This window comes from Methylobacterium sp. Leaf112, from assembly GCF_001423295.1.
Taxonomy (GTDB): domain Bacteria; phylum Pseudomonadota; class Alphaproteobacteria; order Rhizobiales; family Beijerinckiaceae; genus Methylobacterium.
In genome coordinates, this window is sequence record NZ_LMNG01000031.1 from 453,656 (window position 1) to 474,934 (window position 21,279).

At 68.5% G+C, this 21,279-nt stretch carries 21 protein-coding genes; 10 read left to right on the top strand and 11 right to left on the bottom strand.

The window, feature by feature from the left end; translation table 11 throughout:
* Positions 1 to 21 precede the first annotated feature (21 nt).
* From ASF52_RS22740 to ASF52_RS17880, 5 genes are all read right to left on the bottom strand, one after another.
* Positions 22 to 714, bottom strand: coding sequence for a hypothetical protein (locus ASF52_RS22740; RefSeq protein WP_156368858.1), 693 nt, complete (start codon positions 712 to 714; stop codon positions 22 to 24).
* Positions 715 to 778: 64 nt separating this feature from the next.
* Complete coding sequence (locus tag ASF52_RS22745; protein ID WP_156630203.1) at positions 779 to 1,075, bottom strand: hypothetical protein; 297 nt, start codon at positions 1,073 to 1,075, stop codon at positions 779 to 781.
* 67 nt (positions 1,076 to 1,142) lie between these two features.
* The gene (locus ASF52_RS17870) at positions 1,143 to 1,640 is read right to left on the bottom strand and encodes a hypothetical protein (protein WP_156630205.1); all 498 of its coding nucleotides are present in this window, start codon (positions 1,638 to 1,640) and stop codon (positions 1,143 to 1,145) included.
* Between the two features lie 301 nt (positions 1,641 to 1,941).
* On the bottom strand, positions 1,942 to 2,973 hold the full coding sequence (locus ASF52_RS17875; RefSeq protein ID WP_056174782.1) for an aspartate-semialdehyde dehydrogenase: 1,032 nt from the start codon (positions 2,971 to 2,973) through the stop codon (positions 1,942 to 1,944).
* A gap of 246 nt (positions 2,974 to 3,219) precedes the next feature.
* Positions 3,220 to 4,230 (bottom strand): LLM class flavin-dependent oxidoreductase, encoded by a 1,011-nt coding sequence (locus ASF52_RS17880; RefSeq protein ID WP_056174783.1) that lies wholly within the window; start codon positions 4,228 to 4,230, stop codon positions 3,220 to 3,222.
* A 265-nt stretch (positions 4,231 to 4,495) separates the two neighbouring features.
* Here ASF52_RS17880 and ASF52_RS17885 point away from each other — a divergent pair, with 265 nt between their 5' ends.
* From ASF52_RS17885 to ASF52_RS17900, 4 genes are all read left to right on the top strand, one after another.
* On the top strand, positions 4,496 to 5,368 hold the full coding sequence (locus tag ASF52_RS17885; protein WP_244473856.1) for a hypothetical protein: 873 nt from the start codon (positions 4,496 to 4,498) through the stop codon (positions 5,366 to 5,368).
* 105 nt (positions 5,369 to 5,473) lie between these two features.
* Positions 5,474 to 5,875, top strand: a complete 402-nt coding sequence (locus ASF52_RS17890) for a hypothetical protein (protein ID WP_056174784.1) — start codon at positions 5,474 to 5,476, stop codon at positions 5,873 to 5,875.
* Between the two features lie 172 nt (positions 5,876 to 6,047).
* Positions 6,048 to 6,881 (top strand): TVP38/TMEM64 family protein, encoded by an 834-nt coding sequence (locus tag ASF52_RS17895; protein ID WP_056174785.1) that lies wholly within the window; start codon positions 6,048 to 6,050, stop codon positions 6,879 to 6,881.
* 347 nt (positions 6,882 to 7,228) lie between these two features.
* On the top strand, positions 7,229 to 8,677 hold the full coding sequence (locus ASF52_RS17900; protein ID WP_082515378.1) for a sensor histidine kinase: 1,449 nt from the start codon (positions 7,229 to 7,231) through the stop codon (positions 8,675 to 8,677).
* A 31-nt stretch (positions 8,678 to 8,708) separates the two neighbouring features.
* Here ASF52_RS17900 and bioB read toward each other — a convergent pair whose 3' ends face one another.
* The gene (gene bioB / locus ASF52_RS17905) at positions 8,709 to 9,719 is read right to left on the bottom strand and encodes a biotin synthase BioB (RefSeq protein ID WP_443136694.1); all 1,011 of its coding nucleotides are present in this window, start codon (positions 9,717 to 9,719) and stop codon (positions 8,709 to 8,711) included.
* A gap of 70 nt (positions 9,720 to 9,789) precedes the next feature.
* Complete coding sequence (locus ASF52_RS17910; protein ID WP_056174788.1) at positions 9,790 to 10,674, bottom strand: fumarylacetoacetate hydrolase family protein; 885 nt, start codon at positions 10,672 to 10,674, stop codon at positions 9,790 to 9,792.
* A gap of 378 nt (positions 10,675 to 11,052) precedes the next feature.
* Here ASF52_RS17910 and ASF52_RS17915 point away from each other — a divergent pair, with 378 nt between their 5' ends.
* Positions 11,053 to 12,372 (top strand): OmpP1/FadL family transporter, encoded by a 1,320-nt coding sequence (locus ASF52_RS17915; protein WP_056174789.1) that lies wholly within the window; start codon positions 11,053 to 11,055, stop codon positions 12,370 to 12,372.
* A gap of 744 nt (positions 12,373 to 13,116) precedes the next feature.
* On the opposite strand, the gene phaC is transcribed toward ASF52_RS17915, so the two are convergent.
* Complete coding sequence (gene phaC, locus ASF52_RS17920; protein WP_056174790.1) at positions 13,117 to 14,919, bottom strand: class I poly(R)-hydroxyalkanoic acid synthase; 1,803 nt, start codon at positions 14,917 to 14,919, stop codon at positions 13,117 to 13,119.
* A 148-nt stretch (positions 14,920 to 15,067) separates the two neighbouring features.
* On the opposite strand from phaC, the gene ASF52_RS17925 reads away from it, so the two are divergent.
* The 4 genes from ASF52_RS17925 to ASF52_RS17940 all read left to right on the top strand — a co-directional run bounded on the left by ASF52_RS17925 (position 15,068) and on the right by ASF52_RS17940 (position 17,694).
* Positions 15,068 to 15,415, top strand: a complete 348-nt coding sequence (locus ASF52_RS17925) for a hypothetical protein (protein ID WP_244473858.1) — start codon at positions 15,068 to 15,070, stop codon at positions 15,413 to 15,415.
* A 186-nt stretch (positions 15,416 to 15,601) separates the two neighbouring features.
* Complete coding sequence (locus tag ASF52_RS17930) at positions 15,602 to 16,849, top strand: LL-diaminopimelate aminotransferase (RefSeq protein ID WP_056175075.1); 1,248 nt, start codon at positions 15,602 to 15,604, stop codon at positions 16,847 to 16,849.
* Positions 16,850 to 17,021: 172 nt separating this feature from the next.
* Positions 17,022 to 17,234 carry a hypothetical protein gene (locus ASF52_RS17935; RefSeq protein ID WP_056174792.1) on the top strand — a complete coding sequence of 71 codons (213 nt, stop codon included), beginning with the start codon at positions 17,022 to 17,024 and terminating at the stop codon, positions 17,232 to 17,234.
* Positions 17,235 to 17,376: 142 nt separating this feature from the next.
* Positions 17,377 to 17,694, top strand: a complete 318-nt coding sequence (locus ASF52_RS17940) for a hypothetical protein (RefSeq protein ID WP_244473859.1) — start codon at positions 17,377 to 17,379, stop codon at positions 17,692 to 17,694.
* Here the strand turns inward: ASF52_RS17940 and ASF52_RS17945 are convergent.
* Positions 17,682 to 18,131 carry a ribosomal maturation YjgA family protein gene (locus ASF52_RS17945; RefSeq protein WP_056174796.1) on the bottom strand — a complete coding sequence of 150 codons (450 nt, stop codon included), beginning with the start codon at positions 18,129 to 18,131 and terminating at the stop codon, positions 17,682 to 17,684. The genes ASF52_RS17940 and ASF52_RS17945 overlap by 13 nt on opposite strands.
* 83 nt (positions 18,132 to 18,214) lie before the next feature.
* Between ASF52_RS17945 and prfB the strand changes: the two genes are divergently transcribed.
* Positions 18,215 to 19,343, top strand: a protein-coding gene (gene prfB, locus ASF52_RS17950) for a peptide chain release factor 2 (protein ID WP_156368860.1) whose coding sequence is annotated in 2 segments (ribosomal slippage) — positions 18,215 to 18,283 and positions 18,285 to 19,343 — 1,128 coding nt in all. Because the reading frame shifts where the segments join, the coding sequence is not laid out codon by codon here.
* A gap of 22 nt (positions 19,344 to 19,365) precedes the next feature.
* Here the strand turns inward: prfB and ASF52_RS17955 are convergent.
* A complete protein-coding gene (locus ASF52_RS17955; RefSeq protein WP_056174800.1) occupies positions 19,366 to 20,622 on the bottom strand; it encodes a M23 family metallopeptidase in 1,257 nt (418 codons plus the stop codon).
* A 112-nt stretch (positions 20,623 to 20,734) separates the two neighbouring features.
* Positions 20,735 to 21,202 carry a peroxiredoxin gene (locus ASF52_RS17960; protein WP_056174802.1) on the bottom strand — a complete coding sequence of 156 codons (468 nt, stop codon included), beginning with the start codon at positions 21,200 to 21,202 and terminating at the stop codon, positions 20,735 to 20,737.
* Between the last annotated feature and the right edge of the window lie 77 nt (positions 21,203 to 21,279).

A 21,279-nucleotide genomic window follows, 5' to 3' on the forward strand; every position in this document is an offset into this window, starting at 1 on the left:
CTTTTTCGTAGGCCCATGGCCTCAGCCATCCTCCAGGGGGAACCGCTCGGCGACCCAATAGGGTTCGAGGGGGCTGCCGACGATGTTCTCCGCCTCCCACCGGTGCAGGAGCGCGGCCAACCCCGCCCGATCGTCGGCCATCAAGGGAACGCCGACCTCGCAGAGGCGGTCATACATCGGTTGGCGGCGCGCTTCGTCCAGGATGCGGTCCGGGCGATAGTAGCCGTCGGTCTTCGCCCACATTGCCCGCGCTGCGTCGAGTTCGCCAAGGGCAATGGCGGTGATGAGATGCCAATACGGATGGAGATGCCCAATCGTGGCAGGGCGCGTACGAGCGAAGTTCAGGCACTTGCGTGTCGTATCCAGGGGTCGAAGCGTCGCGATCGCATCGGCTTCGACCCGCGTGACAAAGTCAGCGTACATCGTCGGATCAGACCAAAACCAACCTTGCCCTCCCGCGAAACCAGCCGATCGCCATATCCGGTCACTGCAGCGGCCGAGTCCCTCCCACGACCAAGTACTGGGCATAAAGAACTCGGACAGATGCCACCTGACGACACACCAATCCGGATCGCTGGTTCGGTCGATCAAAACGAGTCGCCCAACCGATCCCACCGGGCGAAGCCAGAGTGTCTGGTGTCCCACGAGGACGAGGTCCGGGTTCCTTTCCAGAAGCGGCTGCACCAGGCTCTTGATCTGACGCTTCGTCGTCATGTCTGCGGCTTGATCTGGTTCATGATGATACCTCGGGACTCAGGATAGTTAAGCTTGGCAGCTCTCACCAGACGCAATGCCCGCTGGGCTCCAGATACGTATTCCCTGTTTTAATATCGTAGATACAAACCATATTTTTTCGAGATAGTTCATAAATATCCAGCCGTATTGTATCCAATCTGCCATATTTCAGCTCTTCTCCATCATCATTCAAAGAAAATTCGACCTTCACGTTAGGATACATTCGAGCAAGGATTGTTCGTCCAGCATCAAGATGGATCATACTCCCAAGTCTGGTATTATCCAGAAGCGGGTTCAGAGCCTTTAACCGCTTGGCCGCTTCGTCCGTCGTCGCCTGCACCTCGCGATTGAGAGGGCACTCTTGGTCGAGGGTCGCCTGGTCGACCCTGCCGACCCAAGCGAGCGGGTTAGTCCTTTCCCGCATACGGTTCGAAATGGTAGCGCATGGCCGTAGTTCCGGGGGCCTTACCGAAACTCGGCCCCCGCGCGGCGAGGTAGGCGAACAGGAACGCCGACGCTTCCAAAGTCGCCGCCACGGCGGGTGCGACGACGAACGGCACGACCGGCAGGAAGACCGGCCGAATCGTCGCCTCGGGCGGGGTCCCCGATCCCGCGAACGTCGCGCGCGAGAGCACCTCGCCGGTCTGTCCGTCGCGGATGGTCTGGACGTCGCCCTCGGTCTCGAACAGGCGGCTCTCGCCGTCGGGCGTGATGACCCGGTGCTGCTCGTCCCAGTCGCCACGTCCGGAGCGGACCCGGATCGACAGGACTTCGCCACCGCCGTCCAGCAACGTCCGCTGCTGCGTCTGCGTCGGTGCACCGCCCCCGCCTCCGGACGGGCTCCACTGCCCGCCGCCGCCCTGGCCCGCCGGAACGCGGGGCTGATTTGGGTCGTACTTCCGCATCAGGTGGCGGACGCGGAGCAGCTTCGTCTACGTGGTCAGAAGGGCGAGGCGAAGCCGCATCGCTTCGAGATCATGGGTCGTCCGGGGATAGGTGGCTCGGTCGCGCGCTGGCATGGCGAACACCTTTGTCCATGAAATGTTCTACCGTAAGATGCACAAAATAGGAAATTATTCAAGATAGATCGGCTCTGCCCGCGCGACCGCTGGCGAGTGCCCGAACGAAAAACGCCGCCCCGGAAACGGGACGGCGTGATGGTAACACTGCAAAGAACCCGGTCCGCGAGGGACCGGAGGAGGGGCCTCAGGCGGCCTGATGGCGCGGAAGCAACTTGCGGTTCACCAGCATCTCGGCGATCTGCACGGTGTTGAGGGCGGCACCCTTGCGCAGGTTGTCCGACACGCACCAGAACGCGAGACCGTTCTCCACGGTGGCGTCCTCGCGGATGCGCGAGATGTAGGTGGCGTCCTCGCCCGCCGCCTCGTGCGGGGTCATGTAGCCGCCCGGCTCGCGCTTATCGACCACGAGGATGCCGGGGGCCGAGCGCAGGATCGCCCGGGCCTCGTCGGCCGACATCGGGCTCTCGAACTCGACGTTGACCGCCTCGGCATGGCCGATGAACACCGGCACCCGCACGCAGGTGGCCGTGAGCTTGATCTTCGGGTCGAGCATCTTCTTCGTCTCGGCCATCATCTTCCACTCTTCCTTCGTGAAGCCGTCTTCCATGAAGACGTCGATCTGAGGGATGACGTTGAAGGCGATGCGCTTCGGAAACTTCTCCTGCACCATCTGACCGGCGGTGAAGACCGAGCGGGTCTGCTGGAACAGCTCGTCCATGGCGTCCTTGCCGGCGCCGGAGACCGACTGGTAGGTCGAGACCACCACGCGGGTGATCTTCGCCACATCGTGCAGGGGCTTCAGGGCGACGACGAGCTGGGCCGTGGAGCAGTTCGGGTTGGCGATGATGTTGAGCTTGGAGAAGCCCAGGATCGCGTCCGGGTTCACCTCGGGCACGATGAGCGGCACGTCCTGATGGTAGCGGAACGCCGACGAGTTATCGATGACGACGCAGCCGGTCTGGCCGATGCGCGGCGACCATTCCTTGGAGGTCTCGCCGCCCGCCGACATCAGGCAGATGTCCGTGTCGGAGAAATCGTAGGAATCGAGCGCCTGCACCTTCAGGATCTTGTCGCCGAATGAGACCTCCTGCCCCATGGAGCGGCGCGAGGCGATGGCCACCACCTCGTCGGCGGGAAACGCCCGCTCGGACAGGATATCCAGCATCTCGCGGCCCACATTGCCCGTGGCACCGACGACGGCGACCTTGTAACCCATGATCCTCACCAATCCGCTCGAAGCGCCCGGCCCGGGGCCGGCGCCCGGCACGAGCGCGGCGGCACCATTCGGGATCGGACGCCGTGTCCAGACCCTCCCCGCCGTGCGCCGCGCCGCCCCTTCGGGTGGTGCGGTCGCCTGCCGGCCGCGGAGGTCACACCGCAGCGCGGCATGATTCGTCAAGGGCGGGAGCAAGACGCCTTGCTCCCGAACCTGTCAAGGGTTCGGAGCCCCGGGGAAGGGCGCCTACGCCACCCGCGCCGGCCGCTGCGCGAGCCCGTCGCGGATCTCGGCCAGGATCGCGTAGGAGCGCCGGCGGGCCGCCGGATCGTGGATCGCGCTCGCGACCATGAGCTCGTCCGCTCCGGTCTCGGCCACCAGATCGACGAGACCCCGCGCGACGGTCTCGGGCGACCCGACGAGGGCGCGGGCGAGCATCCGCGAGGCCTGGGCCTTCTCCGCCGGCGACCAGTAGGTCTCGATGCTGTCGATGGGGGGCTGCAGCAGGCCGCGCGTGCCGCGCAACAGGTGCGTGAACTGCTGCTGGGCCGAGGTGAACAGGCGGCGCGCCTCGGCATCGGTGTTGGCCGCCACCACGTTCACACCGATCATGGCGTGGGGCTTCGGGCACTGCGGGGAGGGGGTGAAGTTGGCGCGATACGTCGCCAGCGCCGGCAGCAGGGCGTCCGGGGCGAAATGCGACGCGAAGGCGTAGGGCAACCCGAAGGCGGCGGCGAGTTGCGCCCCGAACAGGCTCGACCCCAGGATCCACAGGGGCACCTTCAGCCCCGTGCCCGGCACGGCCTGCACCGCCTGACCCGGCTGGAGATCGCCGAACAGCGCCTGGAGTTCACGCACGTCCTGCGGAAAGGTGTCGGCTGCCTCCGGCATGCGGCGCAGGGCCCGCGACGTGCGCGGATCGGTGCCGGGCGCGCGGCCGAGGCCGAGGTCGATCCGGCCGGGATACAGCGCCTCGAGGGTGCCGAACTGCTCGGCGACCACCAGAGGCGCGTGGTTCGGCAGCATGATGCCGCCGGCACCGACGCGGATGCGCTGCGTGCCGCCCGCGAGATAGCCGACCACCACCGCCGTGGCCGCGCTGGCGATGCCGATCATGTTGTGGTGCTCGGCCACCCAGTAGCGCCGGTAGCCGAGATCCTCCGCGTGTCGGGCGAGCGCGAGGGCGTTGCGCAGGGCATCCCCAGGGGTCGAGCCCTCGGGCACCGGGGCGAGGTCGAGGACGGAGAGCGGAATCATAGCGTGTCGGTATCCCTGATCGCGCCCGAGCTCGGACCTGAACGTCCCCCGTTCGAGAGATCGCGACGGGGAAGCGCGGAGACAAGCCGGGGCTCCCATGCGGCCGCCGCATGGGTCGGCGCTCCCGAACTTAAAGGTGCGATTCACCGAGACCGAGAAATCCGCCGCCGATCCTCGCGTGGGAAACCGGATCGTACCGGGTGATCCGCGAGGGTCGACGCCACGGGTCGTCCAGGGGGGCCGCTCGTCCGGCGGAGGGGTGCGGTTGCGGCGGATCACCACGAGCGACGATACGGCGGAGAGACCCGGTTCGACCGGCGGCCAGCGGCATCCCTCGACGGCCCTGCGGATCTCCGCGCGCCTCGCCTGCGCGGCGGCCGCCATCGCAGCGCTCAGCCTGCTCGCCCGCGAGAGTCGCGAGAACGGCAGGACCGGCCCGCCGCCCGGGGCGATGGCGGGCGATGCCCCGACGGTCATGTCCGAGGCGCCGAAGCCGTTCGTGCCGAGCGTGGGCGTCGCCGTCCGGCCGGCCGTACCCACCGCCATGGCAGCGCCGCGTTTCCGCCTCGACGATCCCGATGCCCTGGAGCCGGCCCGTGCCGAGGGAACCCGCATCGATCCCGCCAGCGGGCGTCGCGAGGAGACCCTGAACCAGGGCGCCTTCCCGAACATCGAGGCGCCCTATCTGCGCCTGACCGTCGGCGATACGGGGCAGGGGGACCCCACCCCCGGCCTGTTCGTCACCCTGGTGCGGCGCGCGGCGGACGGGCCGGGCCTGTCGGTGATCCGCACGGGCGAGCGCGGACGCCTCGCGACCAAGTTCGGCCTGATCGAGACCCTGGAGGCGACCTTCAGCGGCCCCCTCGACCGGGTCTGCACCGGTTTTGCCGGATCGGCCGGCGCGGCGCTCCGCTTCGAAGGCTGGCTCTGCGCTCCCCTCGGGCAGGCACCGGAGCCCCGCGCCGTGGCCTGTGCCCTCGACGCCCTGGTGCCCCTGGCGCCAGGCGTTCCCGGCTTCGATGGTCTGCGCGATCCGGCCTGCCGCCCGGCCCCCGACACCCGAACCGGCTCCCTGGCGGTGGTGGGCAAACGAAAAAATGAGGCTCAAGTGCGGCGGAACACGCAAGCGCGGCCATAATTGTGGAACCAGCCCTGGGCTCGCACGTCGTATCCCCATAAGGACGGCCGAGTTTCTTAATCAGTTCGGCCTACACATCCTCCTCTCATCTGAACAAGGTGCATCATGCGCGCTGCCACGATTGCCCTGATGGGCGCCCTGACCCTCTCCGGCGTCGGACTCAACACCGCCGCCGAGGCCCAGGGCCGCTACGCTCCCGCCGGCGTGCGCGTGAGCCAGCCGCTTCCGATCCGCATTCGTCCGCGCAGCTGGCTCGATGCCGGCAACGTCGTCGAAGCCAACAACGGTTCGGTCAGCAACCCGGCCACGAACCCGCAGCTCATCACGGCGAGCTACCTGAACTCCCCGCCCTACGGCCGCAACGATCGTTTCGGCACCGGCATCCTGGCCGATCCGATCACCAACGGTCCCTTCATCGGAGCCCGGTCGAGCGCGATCCGCAACATCGACTTCTCACCGCTCGACCCGATCCTCGATCCGACCTCGCCCCTGGCCGGTCGCTACTGAGCGATCCGATCGCGACGTGAATCGAGCGGCGTCGTCCCCCGGGACGGCGCCGCTTTCGTTCGCCTCGAAGAGCTTTCGTTCGCCTCGAAGACATGTCGAATTCCCGTCGCGTCGCGATTACAACGGCGAATCTCCGGCCGCACCGTCGCCCGCCGGGTGGGACGCGCCGCACATGATCACAGAGGAGACGGCTCGCGACGTGCCCCGAGGGTCTGGCTGGCGCCGAGCCCTGCGCTGGCTGCCGATCGCGTCGCTGGTCACCGTATCGCTGGCGATCCTCGTCTCGGGGGTCGCACACCTCCTCGACCTCGACGCGCTCCTGGCCTCCCGCGCCTGGCTGACCACGGCGGTGGCAGGGAATCCGATCGGCGCCATGGCGGTGGCGGCCCTCGCCTACGTGACTGCGGTGGTCGTCTCCGTCCCCGCGAGCCTGTTTCTCACGGTCCTGTGCGGCTTCTTGTTCGGCATCGTGCCGGGTGCGCTCATCGCCGTGGCCTCGGCGAGCACGGGCGCGGCCATCGTGTTCTCCATCGGCCGGGGGCCCGCCTCGGAACTGCTGCAACGGCGGGCGGGTCCGCGCCTGGCCGGCCTCGCCGAAGGGTTCCGCCGCGACGCCTTCGGCTACGTCGCCTTCCTGCGGCTCCTGCCCATCTTCCCGTTCTGGCTGACCAACCTCGCGCCGGCCGCGTTCGGCGTTCCCCTGCGCACCTTCCTGCTCGCCACGATCGTCGGCCTCAGCCCCGGTGCCCTGGTCTACGCCACCACGGGTGCCGCCATCGAGGAAGTGGTGGCGGCGCACGAGACCGCGAAGGCCGCCTGCATCCTGGCGGACGGCGCGGATTGCGGGCAGACCCTGACCCTGCGCAGCCTGATCACTCCGAAAATGCTCGCCGGCCTCGGTGCCCTGGCGGCCTTCGCGCTCCTGTCCGTCGTGCTGCGCCGCCGCCTGGCCCGACGACCGGGACGGGATCGAGGCGACGACGCGGAAATCGGTTCCGGCATCTGACGCGCGCGGCCGAAAGCGCAGCCCGGTTTTCGTTCATGTAGAATCGTACTAGAAACGGCGTCCAAGCCAACCATATTCCTGTCATGATGCGGGAAAAGCATACCGGCGGGGAGACATCCCGCCAAAACCTGGCCTGTCGCCTCGTATATTTTATTCAGAACGGCGATCCGAGCATCGAATTTCGCGTCGCTGTTCCGATGGACCTTGCTGGGCATGATACGTGATGTTCGATGGATCGAGACTTCGATCCGGAACAACGATCACGATTGAGAGCTTTTCACACGAAATTCCTATTGCCGAGGTTGAAAGTCTTGACCAGGTCTCGCTCCGAATCCGAGACTCTCTCCATGGGCACGCCCGTCACCGCCCCGGCGGCGGACGCGGAACCGGCCCATTCCTGGTGGATCCGCCGGAGGATCGGCCTCTCCGGCCGGGTGTTCCTGCTGACCGTCGCCCTCGTCGGCCTGTGCGAGGTCCTGATCTACGTTCCGACGGTGGCGAACTACCGGGTGATGTGGTTGTCGGACCGGATCGCGGCGGCCCGGGTGGCCGCCCTCGTGGTCGATGTCTCGCCCCGTTCCGGCGTCTCGAACGACCTCACCGAACGCTTGTTGCGCGGCGTCGGCGCCCAGGCGGTGATCGTGTCCGGCAACGACGCCCGCAAGGTCATCGCCCGTGAGCCCCTGCCGGACTCCGTGTCCCGCGTCGTCGATCTCGGAGCCAACAGTTGGGGGCACTCCATCGCGGGCACGTGGTCGACCCTGTTCCTGCCGGCATCAACGCCGATCCGGGTCGTCGGCAAGCCCCAGGAGGGCTTCGATCCGGTGGAGGTCATCCTCGACGAGGCCCCCCTGCGGCGCGCCATGGTGGCGTTCTGCCTGCAGTTGCTCGGCACCTCGCTGATCATCGCGGCGGTCGTCGCCGGCCTCGTCTTCTTCGTGCTGCAGCGGGTCATCGTACGGCCGGTGCGGCTGCTCGTCTCGAACATCACCGCCTTCGCCGACGATCCGGAGGAGACCGCCCGGGTCATCGTTCCGTCGGGGCGCAACGACGAGCTCGGCGACGCCGAGACGGCCTTGGCGCGAATGGAGACGGCCCTGGCCGGCGAGCTGCGGGCCAAGCGGCACCTGGCCGATCTCGGCCTCTCCGTCAGCAAGATCAACCACGAGATGCGCAACCTTCTCACCACCGCGCAACTGCTCGGCGATCGCCTAGAGGGGGTCACCGATCCGGTGGTGCAGCGCGTCGCCCCGCGCCTGGTCGCCACCCTCGGCCGCGCGATCCGGTTCTGCGAGGAGACCCTGGCCTACGGGCGGGCGACGGAACGCCATCCCCAGCAACGCACGGTTCCGCTCGCGCCGCTCCTCGCGGATCAGGCCGATCTGTCCGGGTGCGCGCCGGACTCGCCCGTGGTCATCCAGGAGCGGTGCACAGCGGACCTCACCGTGCATGCCGACCCCGAACAGCTGTCGCGGGCGCTCGCCAACCTCGTGCGCAATGCGGTCCAGGCCATGGCGGACGAGAAATCGAACGATGCTCCCCGGATCATCCTCGAGGCGAGCCGGACCGGCGACACCGTCTTGATCCTCGTCAGCGACAACGGTCCGGGCCTGCCGGCGCGCGCGCGCGCGCATCTGTTCGCCCCGTTCAAAGGGTCGACCCGGCCCGGCGGTACCGGCCTCGGCCTCGCCATCGCGGCGGAGCTCATCGGCCTCAACGGCGGCACGATCACCCTCGATCAGAGCGAGACCGGCGTCCGGTTCCGGATCACCCTTCCGGCGGAGAAGCGGGCCTGACTTAAGGCCCTGCGCCGACGCCCCGGCAGGCCTACTCGGCCGCCGCCAGGGTGAGACCCGGGACGGTGATGCCGATGTCGCGCAGCAGTTCGGCGTCGGCATCGGTCTCGTTGTTGGCCGTGGTCAGCAGGCGCTCGCCGTAGAAGATCGAGTTGGCCCCGGCGAGGAAGCACAGGATCTGCGCCTCGCGGGTGAGGTCCTTGCGTCCGGCGCTGAGGCGCACGCGGGCGCGCGGCATCACGATGCGGGCCGTGGCGCACATGCGCACGAGGTCGAGGGGATCGACGGGCGGGCGCTCCGCCAGGGGCGTGCCCGCGACCGCCACCAGGGCGTTGATCGGCACGCTCTCCGGGTGCGGTGCGTGGTTGGCCAGCACCTGCAGCATGGCGGCGCGGTCCGTCACGCCCTCGCCCATGCCGACGATGCCCCCGCAGCACAGGCCGATGCCGGCGTCGCGCACGTTCTGAAGGGTGTTCAGACGGTCCGCGTAGGTCCGCGTGGAGATGATGTCGCCGTAGAAATCCGGCCCGGTGTCGAGGTTGTGGTTGTAGGAGGTCAGCCCGGCCTCGGCCAGACGCGTCGCCTGCGAGGGGTTGAGCATGCCCAGCGTCACGCAGGCCTCCATGCCGAGATTGCGCACGCCGCGCACCATGGCGAGGACCGCGTCGAACTCCGGCCCGTCCTTGGGCTGGCGCCAGGCCGCGCCCATGCAGAAGCGGTGCGCGCCGGAGGCCTTGGCGGCGGCGGCCTCCTTCAGCACGGCGTCCACGGGCATCAGCCGCTCGCGCGGGACGCCGGCGTCCTTGTGGTGGGCCGATTGCGGGCAGTAGGCGCAATCCTCGGGGCAGCCGCCGGTCTTGATCGACAGGAGCGCCGCCCGCTGGATGTCGGCCGGGTCGTTGTGGGCGCGGTGAACCTCCGCTGCCCGATAGACGAGGTCGAGGAGCGGCAGGTCGTGGATCGCCTGGATCTCGGCCACGGTCCAATCGTGCCGGATGGCGGAGGTCGCCAGGGCGGGGCGGGGTGCGGCAAGCGCGGTCATCGTCTCGATCATGGCTCCAGAAGACGAATCCCGGCCGGAAAATCAAGCCGGCCGCCGAATTCCCGCGCCCTCAGTGGGTCGGCTCGCCCGCCGCGACCTTGGCGGTCCAGTCGTCGAAGGCCACCACCTCCTGGCGCTGGCTGCCGAGGCCGTCGATGCCCAGCGTCACCACATCGCCGCTCTTGAGGAAGCGCGGCGGCTTGGCGCCCATGCCGACGCCGGGGGGCGTGCCCGTGGTGATGACGTCGCCCGGCATCAGCATCATGAAGTGCGACAGGTAGGCGACGATCTGGGCGACGCCGAAGATCATCGTTGCCGTCGAGCCGGTCTGCATCCGCTCGCCGTTGACGTCGAGCCACAGGCCGAGGGCGTCGAGGCGCGGGATCTCGTCCAGGGTGACGAGCCAGGGACCCAACGGTCCGAAGGTCGGGCAGCCCTTGCCCTTGGTCCAGGTTCCGCCGCGCTCGAGCTGGTATTCGCGCTCCGACAGGTCGTTGCAGACGCAGACGCCCGCCACGTAGGACAGGGCCTCGTTGGCGTGGACGTAGGAGGCGCGCGCGCCGACCACGATGGCGAGTTCCACCTCCCAGTCCGTCTTGGCCGACCCCTTCGGCAGGATCACCCGGTCGTTCGGACCGACGATACAGGACGGCGCCTTGTTGAAGACGATGGGCTCGGCCGGGATGCTGGCGCCGATCTCGGCGGCATGGTCGGCGTAGTTGAGGCCGATGGCGATGAAGTTTCCGGTGCCGGCGACGCAGGGGCCGAGGCGCGTGTCGGGCGGCAGCAGGGGCAGGCTCTCGGGGTCGATGATGCGCAGGCGGTCGAGCCCTTCCCGCGAGAAAGCCAGACCGCCGAGATCGCGCACGTGCCCGGACAGGTCGCGGAGACCGCCCCCCGCGTCCACCATCCCCGGCTTCTCGTCCCCGCTCGCACCGTGCCGCATCAGCTTCATCGCGCAACTCCCTCGCATGAACCCAGAGACGCCATCGCTCACCGAGGGCGCCGCCGCAAGGGTGACGCAGACGCGGCCAGACCGAAACCCCACGGCCCGCTGTTACAGGAATGCGACACCCGTCGACGGAAACCGAGCCTCGATCACTTTTGCGTCGAATCGGGGAACGATCACGAGACGGTTCACATCTGAACTAAAATTATCCGTCGTCGGGGCGATACGTGAAGCGCACGAGAATGACAATCATTCGACAGGTCATTCATGAAAATATACTAGTCAATTCAAGCAACGATCCGATTTGCGAAGTCGCGAACAGTCCGCCACTCTGCCCCTTAAGATGCCGGCTTCGAGCATCATTCCAGGGCGGGGAAGACATCCATGGCAATCACGTTGCGTTCCATCGCCCTCGCGGGCGTCTCGTCGGCGATGCTCCTCGGCGGGATCGCGGATGCGTCCGCCGGCGCCTTCGGCATCCGCGAGCAGAGCACCCTGGCCCAGGGCCAAGCCTTCGCCGGCGCCGCATCCGGATCGGGCGGCGTCTCGTCCATGTTCTGGAACCCGGCGGCCGTGACCATGCGTCCGGGCTGGGTGACCGAGCAGAACCTCACCTTCATCGGCCTGTCCGGGCACATCACCCCGCAGACCGGCACCAATCCGGGCTTCCTGCCGCTCGGCGGCAGCAACGACATCGGCCAGGGCGCGATCGTGCCCTCGGGCGCGACCTCGTACCAGCTCAACGACCGGCTCTGGATCGGCATCCAGACGGGCGCCCCGTTCGGCCTCGTGACCAAGCCGCGCAACGTCTGGGCCGGCGAACTCTACGGCCGCTCCAACCGGATCTTCACCCTCGCCTTCAATCCGGTGATCGGCTTCAAGGTGAACGAGTGGCTGTCCGTCGCGGCCGGTCCGAACATCGAGTATTTCCGCCTCACCCTGCGTCAGGCGGTGCCGCTGCCGATCAACCCGGCCGTCCTGCCGAGTTCGTTCCTCAAGGGCGATTCGTGGGGCGTCGGCTTCACGGCGGGCGCGCTCATCACGCCGCGGGACGGCACGATCTTCGGCGTCGGCTACCGCTCCTCGGTCCATCACGACATCGAGGGCTCCATCGGCGTGCCGCTGCTGGCCCTCGCGCCCCTGGGCGGTCAGGTCCGGGCCAACCTCAACACACCGGAAAAGCTCAGCGTCGGCCTCACCCAGGCGGTGTCGTCCGTGGCGCGCGTCAGCCTCGGCTTCGAGTGGGACAACTGGAGCCGGCTGGGCACCGTCGGCATCGTCTCGAAGACCCGCGGCGTGCCCGTGAGCTTCCTGCCCCTGAACTACAAGGACGGGTTCACCTACTCCATCGGCGGCGAGTACGACTGGTCGCCCGCTCTCACCGTGCGGGCCGGCGTGGCTTACGAGGAATCGCCCATCGACGCCTCGAACCGCTCCGTGCGCCTGCCCGACAACGACCGCGTCAACGTCTCGGTGGGCGCGAGCTACCGCTGGAGCGAGAAGCTGACCCTTAACGTCGCCTACTCGCACCTCTTCCTGGACAAGGGCCGCATCCTGTCGGGCGCTGGCCGCGACTACAACGTCCAGAACATCGCCTTCGCGGGCGTGGCCGAGGGCAGCGCCGACCTCGTCTCCGTCGGCTTCCGCTACGTGTTCGGGGACGTGGCGGTGCCGGCCGCCGCACCGATCATCCGGAAGTATTGAGCGTCGCGTCCCATCTCCGACCGTCGCGCGGAGCACCTGGGCCAACCCTCTCCCCTGTACGGGAGAGGGTGCCTGCGGAGCAGGCAGGAGAGGGGCGACCTCTCCGGATGGGGCGCTCTCCTCATAAGGAACTTCGTCCCGGCCCGACCCGCTGCGCGGGCCACCTTCTCCCGCACAGGGGGAGAAGGCTTCTTCGGTGCGCTGCCGGCGCCCGACACCGAAATTTCTTGACAATATTCCTATTTCGTGGTTCAGTCCGGTCACTCACCTCCCACGCGGGAGGCCCCCCGGCGGACCGGGTCGGGGGGCTCGGGGGAGGAGACGGCGCCTGCGTCGATGGCCCGGTTCGCCATCGCCCCGGGCGGCACACGCGACGCAAGGTGCCCTGGACGGGGAGGCCGTGTTGAGGCTGACTCCGGGACCCTGGGGCGCACCGAGACAACGGACGGTCCGCCCACTACGAGGCGGGCTCGGGGCTTGACCCTGATCAGTCGGCTGCCGCACCGGCGTTCCCGAAAAGGGGCGTCGCGTCGCGCGGAGGTGGGCCGCTACTAGCCGAGTCGTGTCGTGCCGTGTTGGACGCCGTGACGTCGAAGAGGGTCGGCTCCGCCAGACGGGGCCGGGCCGAGGGACGCCGGGAAACCGGCTCAAACCTTTACAAACGTGGTTTCGCGGCGTCCCGCGTCTCCCGTTGCCAGCCGTCCCCCGCGCCGAACCGGCGGCGGGGCGCTGGCGCGTGCGCGGTCAGGCCTTCATCCGCACATACGTTCCGGGCGCGGGCCCGAGGGAGGGAAGACCGGCCTCGCCGGGTACACGCGCCGGCACGCGGGCCGGGGCCTGATGCTCCAGCCACGTGAACCAGTACGGCCACCACGAGCCCTTGGTCTCCGTCGCCGCCGCGATCCACTGGTCCAGGGTCCCGCTCACGGGGCCTCCGGTCCAGAAGCCGTATTTCGGCTTGGCCGGCGGGTTGACCACCCCGGCAATGTGGCCGGATCCGGCCAGCACGTAGTCGACGGGACCGCCGAACTTGGTCGAGCCCTCGAACACCGACAGGGCCGGGGCGATGTGGTCCTCGCGGGTGGCGAGGTTGAAGACCGGCACCTCGACCTTCTTCAGGTCGAGGCGGACGTTGCCGAGCATCATCTTCCCCTGCGCCAGGGTGTTCTCGAGGTAGCAGTTGCGCAGGTAGAACGAGTGGTTGGCCGCCGGCATCCGGGTGGCGTCGGCGTTCCAGTACAGGAGGTCGAAGGGCATCGGCGTCTTGCCCTTCACGTAGTTGTTCACGACGTAGGACCAGATCAGGTCGTTGGGCCGCAGCATGTTGAACGCGGTGGCCATGCCGGTGCCCTCGAGGTAGCCGCGCTTCTTCATGCGGGCCTCGATGAGGCGGATCTGGGTCTCGTCGGCGAACACCTTCAGGTCGCCCGCATGGGTAAAATCGACCTGGGTGGTCAGGAAGGTGGCGCTCTTGATGCGCTTGTTGCCCGTGGCCGCCTGCATCGCCAGGGTGACGGCGAGCAGGGTGCCGCCGACGCAGTAGCCCGCCGCCGCCACCTCGTTCTCGCCCGTGGCGATGCCGATGGCGTCGATGGCCGCCTCGATGCCCTCGCGCATGTAGGCCTCGAAGTCCTTGTCGGCGTGGCGCTCGTCGGGGTTCACCCACGAGATGCAGAACACCGTCAAGCCCTGGGACACCATCCAGGCGATGAGGCTTTTGGCCGGGTTGAGGTCGAGGATGTAGAACTTGTTGATCCACGGCGGCACGATGAGGAACGGGCGCTTGATCACCGTCTCGGTGGTGGGCGCGTACTGGATCAGCTCCATCAGGTCGTTGCGGAACACCACCTCGCCGGGCGTCACCGCCACGTTGACGCCGACCTCGAAGCCCGCTGCCGGGTCGGTCTGGCGCACGCGAAGCTGACCCTTGCCGGCCTCGATGTCCTCGGCCAGCATCTTCATGCCGCGCACGAGGTTGGCGCCGTTCTCGTCCAGGGTGTGGCGGATGAGCTCGGGGTTGGTCATCACGAAGTTCGACGGCGACAGGGCGCCGACGATCTGGCGCAGGTAGAACTGCGCCTTGTGCCGGGTGTGCTCGTCGATCCCGTCGGCCTCCTCCACCAGGCCTTCGGCCCAGCGCGAGGTGATGAGGTAGCTCTGCTTGATGAAATCGAAGATCGGGTTGGTCGACCATTCGGCGTGGGCGAAGCGCGTGTCCTTGGCCTCCGGCACGGCGACGGGCTGGGCCGCCTCGCCCTGGAAGCGGTTCCAGGTCTGGCCCCACAGGCTGATGAAGGCCTCGCTGAGCTTCGCCTGCGCCTCGACGGTCTTCTTCGGATCGACGAGCCAGCGTTCGGCCACGGTCCCGAGGGTCCGCACCACGTCGTTGACTTCCTCCGGCGGCTCGGGGGGCGCCTTCAGCACATCGATCTCGGTGGCGGGCTTCATGTAGACGGCAGCGGCCCGACCGAACTCCTCCATGAACCGGCTGGCATTGCGCGACAGGGCGTCGATGTCGGGCAGCGGTGTCGTCCGTTCGGTCGTCACGCGTTCATCTCTCCCTGGCCGAAGGCGCATTCGCGGGGGACCGGCACCGGGGTGGGCGACGGCGGCGCGGGGCCTCGTTTCCGACAAATTAACGCGGCATCGGGAGCTTACGCCAGACCGCGTCGCATTTCATCGGCCAACATCCGTCATGCTCCGGCTCTCCATGATCGCCCCTGCGCGCATCGTCGCGACCGCCGCCTGCCTCGTCGCCGTGGCGGGGTTCGCCGGGGCGTGCTCGAGCGACCTCAATCCCCTGAAGGCGGCCTATCAGCCCGGCCCGGCCGCCCCCGCCTTCGTGGCCGAGTCGCGCAAGCCCGGCGGGGACTTCCTGCCCGTGGGCGTCTCGGCGCCGGCCCGCCCGATCCGGGCGAAATCCGCGGAGGGGACCAAGGCCCTCGAGGCCGAACTCGAAGGCGCGCGCGGCCGCAACGAGGCTCAGGGACGCTCGGCCGAGAGTGCCGGCCGTGCGACCCGCCCGGCCTCCGCGACGCCCTGAAGCATCCGCCGGGACCACCCTGCGGACCACCCCGAGACGAACTTTCCTTGGGAGCGGGGCCAAAAAGATAACGGTCGGCGCGAAACGCGCGAAGTGTTAGACCACGCCGGCATCTCCGGGTGATGACAGCCCTTTACCTTTCGCGCGCCTCGGTCCCGATCCGCGCCCATGGACACCGTGAAGGCCATGACCGACTTCCATCGCATCAAGCGCCTGCCGCCCTACGTCTTCGAGCAGGTGAACCGGATCAAGGCCCAGGCCCGCGCCAACGGCGCCGACATCATCGATCTCGGCATGGGCAACCCGGACCTCGACGCGCCGCGTCACGTCATCGCCAAGCTGGTCGAGACCGCCGGGCGTCCGCGCACGGACCGGTATTCGTCGTCCAAGGGCATCGCCGGCCTGCGCCGGGCCCAGGCGAACTACTACAAGCGCCGCTTCGGCGTGAGCCTGAACCCCGACACCCAGGTGGTGGCGACGCTGGGCTCCAAGGAGGGCTTCGCCAACATGGCCCAGGCCATCACGGCGCCCGGCGACGTGGTGCTGGTGCCCAACCCGAGCTACCCGATCCACGCCTTCGGCTTCCTCATGGCGGGCGGCGTGATCCGCTCGGTGCCGGCCGAGCCGACGCCGGCCTTCTTCCCCGCCGTCGAGAAGGCGATGCAGCACTCGATCCCCAAGCCCGTGGCGATCGTGGTCTGTTATCCCTCGAACCCGACGGCCTACGTGGCGAGCCTCGATTTCTACCGGGACCTCGTCGCCTTCGCCAAGCGCCACGAGATCATCATCCTGTCGGACCTCGCCTATGCCGAGGTCTATTTCGACGGCGAGCCGCCGCCCTCCGTGCTGGAGGTGCCGGGCGCCATCGACTGCACGGTCGAGTTCACGTCCCTGTCGAAGACGTTCTCCATGGCCGGCTGGCGCATGGGCTTCGCCGTGGGCAACGAGCGGCTGCTGGCGGCGCTGACCCGGGTGAAATCCTACCTCGATTACGGCGCGTTCACGCCGATCCAGGTGGCGGCGACCGCCGCGCTGAACGGACCGGAGGACTGCATCGCCGAGATGCGCTCCATCTACAAGAAGCGCCGCGACGCCCTCATCGAGTCGTTCGACAAGACCGGCTGGAAGATCCCCAGCCCCTCCGCCTCGATGTTCGCCTGGGTGCCGATCCCGGAGAAGTACCAGGCGCTGGGCAGCCTCGAATTCTCCAAGCTCCTCCTGGAGAAGTCCGACGTGGCGGTGGCCCCCGGCATCGGCTTCGGCGAGCACGGCGACAACTTCGTGCGCATCGCCCTGGTGGAGAATGAGCAGCGCATCCGGCAGGCCGCCCGCAACATCCGGCGGTTCTTCGACAGCTCCGATCGGACGCTCCACAATGTGGTGCCCCCGGCCGCCGCCCCGGCCGGATCGCCCCCCCTCGCCAAGGCAGGCTGAGGCGCAAGGCCGGCTGAAGCGCAAGGCCGACTGAGGCGTACGCCGCCGCACTTGTTGCGCGGCGGCGACAGGCACCGGCAAAGCGGTGCACGGGCGGACGGCGCGGCTTGTCACCCGTGGCCGGCATCCGCAGGGTCGGGCGATGTCGCGAGTTTCATTCGCAGAGGATCGCATGCGCCGATTGACCCTGATTGCCGCGCTGGCGCTGGCCGCGTCGGCCGGCGCCTGCGCCCCGAAGCCCATCGTCGCCCGTGACCCCGTCCCGGCACCGGCGCCGGGCCTCGGCTATGCCTGCGACTCGCGCCCGGTGGTGCTGAACGCGTTCTACTCGAATTGCACCCCGATCCAGCGCGAGTCCGAGGTGGTGATCCACTCCAAGGGCTGACGGCAACGCGCCTTTCCGTTTCCCACAGGGCGAGGCCGCGCAGTCGCGTGGTGACGCCGAAGGGCCACGGACAGGGCGCCGGGTTTGCGCCATGGTGGGCGGCAGACGTATCCCTCCGATCCTCTCTCCCTGGAGCCTGCCCGTGTCGCTGACCTCGCGAACGATCCTCGCCGCCGGCCTCGTCGGGCTCGGACTCACCGCATCGGCCGTGGCCGAGACCCGCTACCACGCCGCCGACGGACCGGTGGTCCTACCCACCGACTTCGCCACGGGACGTCCGTTCCCCGATGATCCACGCGCCATCCCGGTTCCGAGCGTGATGAACGGCGGGGGGTTCGGTTTCACCGGCACCGAGTATTTCAGCGACAGCCACAGCGAAGGCCGCCTCGACGGCTCGACCCATCCGCGCGAATACGTCCTCAACCCGGCCCGCATCGGCCCGCAGGATTATCGCCGCTGAGGATCGGACGGCGCGCCCCGGGTGGGCGTGCGCCGCAGGCGTGAATCCACGAGGACGGCGCCGGCGATGCCGGCCGCGTACGCCGTGAGGTTCCACAGGGAGAAGATCCGTCCGAGCAGGAGCTGTCCGGCCAGGGTCGCCCGGAATGCGTCGAGCCCCGGCGCGTGGACGAGGCGCACCAGCTCGACGGCAAGCGCCACGAGGGCGGCCAGGACGACGATGCGGCGGCGCGGGCGCGGCAGGACGGTCGCCACGAGGCCGTAGACCATCGCGCCCCAAAGGATCGACCCGCCATACTTCACCAGGGCCGGCGGCAAGCCCAAGGGCACGAGGCGCAGGACCGTGCCCATCGCCACAACCGCGACGGTGGCGGCGAGGAGCGTCGGGCGTTCCTGCAGCGGGGCGGGGCGGTCGCGGTTCATGGTCCGGGTCGTCATCGGGGAGCGCTCCGGCGTTTACACCATGCGGGCGGGTCGGTATCACCCGCGCTCACACCTCGCACACGAGCCCGAAACACCAGATGCGCGCCGAGATCGAACAACTCTCGGATGCCGCCAAGCAGTCGATCGGACTGCTGAGGAGGCATCTTTGACTGGGATACCGTCGAAAAACGCCTCGCGGAGCTGAACGCGGCGTCCGAGGACCCGGCCCTGTGGAACGATGCGGAGGCCGCGCAGAACGTCATGCGCGAGCGCACGCAGCTCGACGAGGCCTTCACCTCCATCAAGCGCCTGTCCCAGGACCTCGACGACGCCGCCACCCTCATCGAACTCGGTGAGATGGAGGGCGACCAGGACACGGTTCTGGAAGGCGAGAACGGCGTCCGCGCCGTCGAGAAGGAGGCCGCGCGCCGCCAGATCGAGACCCTCCTGTCCGGCGAGGCCGACGGCTTCGACACCTATCTCGAAGTCCATTCGGGGGCCGGCGGCACGGAGAGCCAGGACTGGGCCAACATGCTCCAACGCATGTACGGGCGCTGGGCCGAGCGCAGGAAGTACAAGGTCGAGATCGTCGAGTGGTCGGACGGCGACGAGGCCGGGATCAAGGGCGCCACGCTCCTGATCAAGGGCCACAACGCCTACGGTTGGCTCAAGACCGAGTCGGGCGTGCACCGGCTGGTACGGATCTCGCCCTACGATTCGAGCGCGCGCCGGCACACGAGCTTCGCCTCCGTGTGGGTCTATCCGGTGATCGACGACCGCATCGTCATCGAGATCAAGGAATCCGACTGCCGCATCGACACCTACCGCTCGTCGGGCGCCGGCGGCCAGCACGTGAACACCACGGATTCCGCCGTGCGCATCACCCACAATCCCACCGGGATCGTGGTGGCGTGCCAGCAGGAGCGGTCGCAGCACAAGAACCGGGCCACCGCCTGGAACATGCTGCGCGCCCGCATGTACGAGGCCGAGTTGAAGAAGCGGGAGGAGAAGGCCAACGCCGAGGCCGCCGCCAAGACGGATATCGGCTGGGGCCACCAGATCCGATCCTACGTGCTGCAACCGTATCAGCTGGTGAAGGACCTGCGCACGGGGACGCAATCCACCGATCCGGACGCGGTGCTCGACGGGGCGCTGGATCCGTTCATGGAGGCATCCCTGGCCCAGCGTGTCTACGGCGGCGCCGACGCGGTCGAGGATCTCGACTGAGACTTTTCGGGCGACCCTTCTCTCAAGGAACCTGAGCGAGGGCGTCGGCCAATCGAAGGAAGCGCTGCGGATCGACGGGCTCCCCGTCGATCCGGGTCTCGTAATGCAGATGGCTCCCCGTCGAGCGGCCCGTCGAGCCGACGCGGCCGACGAGGGCCCCGGCTGCGACCCACTGCCCCGGTGTCACCGCGTAGGCTGAGAGATGCGCGTAGCGTGTCGCCAGCCCGTGGCCGTGATCGATCTCCACCATGTTGCCGTACCCGCCGTTGTAGTCGGCGACCGTGACGCGTCCGGCCGCCGTGGCGTAGGCCGGCTCACCGGTCTCGGCGCGCAGATCCAGGCCCGTATGCATGGCGTAGCCCCGCGTGAACGGGTCGAGGCGGGCGCCGAAGGTGCTCGACACCGGCATGTCGCCGGCGATGGGCCGTCGCAGGGGCAAGGTCTCGGTGATGCGGCGAAGGGCGGCCGCCTCGGTGACGGCCCGTTGCGCCTGAGCAGCGGCGATCCCGAACGGATCGTCGCCGAGGGGCACCAGGGGTCCGCCGAGGCCGGGCTCGCGCGACTCGAACCGCGACGGATCCAGGCCTGTTCGGGCAACGAGTCCGCGTAGGCGCTGAGCCGTGCGTCCGGCACTCGCGCCGATGCCGGCGACCGCTCGGGACTGAGCCTCGGCCAAGCCGTCGAGGCGGCGCGCCAGATGGGCCACGACGAGGCCGGTGCGGCGGAAGGATTCCCGGGCGCCGCGCAGATCCAGGGGCTCGACCGGGGAATCTACAGCCGGCACCGGTTCCGGTGTCGGGAACGGCTTGGCCGTGGCGCCGGGACGCCGCTGGGCGGCCTCACGCACGATCTCGTCCTCGGCCGGTACCTGGGCCGGCAATTCGGGCAGGCGGGACGCCACGGGGTCGCCGGCCAAAGCCGAAAGTACGCCCTGACGCGATTCGAGGGCAGCCTGGCGCCGGGACAGATCGGCCAGACGCGTCGCGAGGCCGTCGCGCGTCGTCACCTGCTCCACGGTTGCCCGTTCGAGTTCGAAGCGGAGGGCGGCGATGCGCGACTCGTAGCCGTACTGCATCGTACTCTGCTGCGACACGAAGCGAGCCAGCACTTCGTCGTGGAACACGAGGTAGTAGGTGGCTCCACCGGCCCAGGCCGTCGAGAGTGCCAACGCTGCTCCGAGGACCCGCAGACCGGGTCCCCGCCCGAAGGGACCGGCTCCCGGTCCGGCCACGGCCTTGGGCTTCGCCGTGTCGTGGGGCTGACGGGTGAGGAAGGGCATCGACGTGAACCTGATCCAACACGCACCATCTGGCCGGATCAGGGTTAACGAAGGCTCACCATCACGCCTTGGGATTCACCATGCGGGTCAGGGGCGTCACGCCGATGCCGGCTCAGGCCTCGCCCTGCGCCGCCGCCAGGACCTCCTCGGCATGGCCCGGAACCTTCACCTTCGGCCAGATCCGGACGATGCGGCCCGAGCGGTCGAGCAGCATCGTCGTACGCTCGACCCCCATGTACTTCCGGCCGTACATGCTCTTCTCGACCCACACCCCGTAGGCCTCCAGCATGGCCTTCGACTCGTCCGAGGCCAGCGGAAAGGTAAGGTCGTACTTCGCCCTGAACTTGTCGTGGCTCTTCACCGAATCGGGCGAGACTCCGATCACGATCGTGTCGGCAGCCGCGAATGCCGGCCCGAGGGCGTTGAATCCCTGCGCTTCCAGGGTACACCCGCTCGTGTCGTCTTTCGGGTAGAAGTACAGAACCACCTTGCGGCCGGTGAGATCGCCCAGGCGGATGGCGTCGCCGCCAGCCCCGGGCAGATCGAAGTCGGGAGCCTGATCTCCGGTAACGAGGGGCATGATGCCTTCCTTTCGGCCGATTGATGGTGTGCCTGGGGCCAACGCCATGGCCCGGGTCGAATGCCCGAGAAGCCTTT